We start from the raw sequence: 1,552 nt of genomic DNA, 5'->3' as shown, positions 1-1,552 counted from the left end.
CGGCAGCGGCAGCTAAAATTTCCACCAGTGCAATCAATGCGGCAGCGACGGCAAGGGTGACAAGGATAACAACGGCAACACCGGCAATAATCACCACCATTTCCAGCATGCCTTCCCCCACCTCTTTTAATATCTGCATCCAACTGATGTTTTTTAACTCTTCCAGGGTGATGTCTGAACCCTGTTGCACCGTCTGCCACCGGGCTTTTATCTCACTCTCCGTCCAGGTCACGATTTTCCCCGTTTGTTCATTAACCCAGGAAAACGCGTAGCTGACCTGATGGCTTATCGGGTCAATAATCTCTTCACACACCCACTTGCCGGCTTGATTTAACCAGGTACCAAACTGGGCAAGCAGCTCCCGGGTACTGTCACGGACATAATTCAACCCATTTTCAGCCAAACCAGCCACCTCCTGCCCGAGGATTACCCAGTCTTCATAACTGGGTAAAAACGACCAGCGGGAAGTACTGAGAAGCGGTGGATTTTTTGTCAGGGGTTGCGGAATGGTCCCCGGCACGCCCTCTGCGGGAGGGGTGGGTAAAGCTTCCCCATCAGGCGGCGAACCGGGCGGCAGCGGGGCTAGTGGGATGGGATTTTTATAGTGTTGGGAACCGGGCTGATAAAGTTTCCGCCATGCTTCATCATACCGTTTTTGCTCCTCTGTGCGGTTATCGTCGACACGCATTACACCAAAGCGGTCCTCTGTTGCAATCCGGATATAATCTTTTTCTTGCCCTTTATTGAGGGAGTCCCCCGGAAATTTCACCTCAATCAACATTTTCAGATTATCGGGGTGCACAGAACCATCGAAGTAGGTGGCATTTCTGCCCGGCCAGCGAAGAGCCTCATCTTTAACCAGAATAATATCGGGGCGCCGAATACGTTTAACCCCAAATTTCTCCGCGTCTTCGGCAGAAGGCCGGGCAAATGGGTTACTGGATTGCGGTAAATTATTGCTATAACGTTGCTTAGAGTCTTGACTAGTGGCTAGCATGGGTAAAGGGACATCTTGCTCTCCTCGGATAGCAAACACCACTTCCGCTTTATAGGGCCACAGGAAGTCATGCTTAAGCTCCTCAACCTTAATCAACCCACTCATAATGACTTGATTAAGAAAGCGAATAGCCCCCAACCTGGTGATAATCATTGCCGGCAGACGCAGGGCGTATTCGGCTTTTCTCGCCAGATAACAGGGATCTTCATCGGCGGGAAAGACCCCTATTTCCATCGTACAGGTGATTGATGTGACAGCCGGGCACATCTTGCCGTTGTTGGATATTGCCATACTTATTCCTCCGTAAATTCCATAACATGCTCTACCGGTGTGTTATCACTGGCCTGATATAAAGTTTGCTTCGGCTTGGGTGTTGCTTCCGGCGAACGCAGTTGCAGATTGTCTTCGGCCGCACTCTGCACAGTCACCGTTCTGCCCAGCCCATCAGTTTTACCCGGGATGACCTGACCATCGCCGGTGGTGATGGTGTAGGGGACATTCACCAGCGGCTTATCGCTTTGCTCACTCAGCAGGGTATAGCGGGCTGAATAATCA

1 protein-coding gene and 1 pseudogene are annotated in these 1,552 nt (G+C 51.2%); both read right to left on the bottom strand.

The window, feature by feature from the left end:
* On the bottom strand, positions 1 to 1,288 hold a 1,288-nt coding region (locus EAE93_RS23800; protein WP_214040717.1), incomplete at its 3' end, for a VRR-NUC domain-containing protein.
* Between the two features lie 2 nt (positions 1,289 to 1,290).
* A pseudogene (locus EAE93_RS23795) lies at positions 1,291 to 1,552 on the bottom strand (type VI secretion system tip protein VgrG); the annotation flags it as partial.

Origin of the sequence: Photorhabdus akhurstii, assembly GCF_018448925.1 — a bacterium.
Classification (GTDB): domain Bacteria; phylum Pseudomonadota; class Gammaproteobacteria; order Enterobacterales; family Enterobacteriaceae; genus Photorhabdus; species Photorhabdus akhurstii.
The sequence above is the reverse complement of the archived record's forward strand: the minus strand, read 5'-3'. Positions and strand labels throughout refer to the sequence as shown.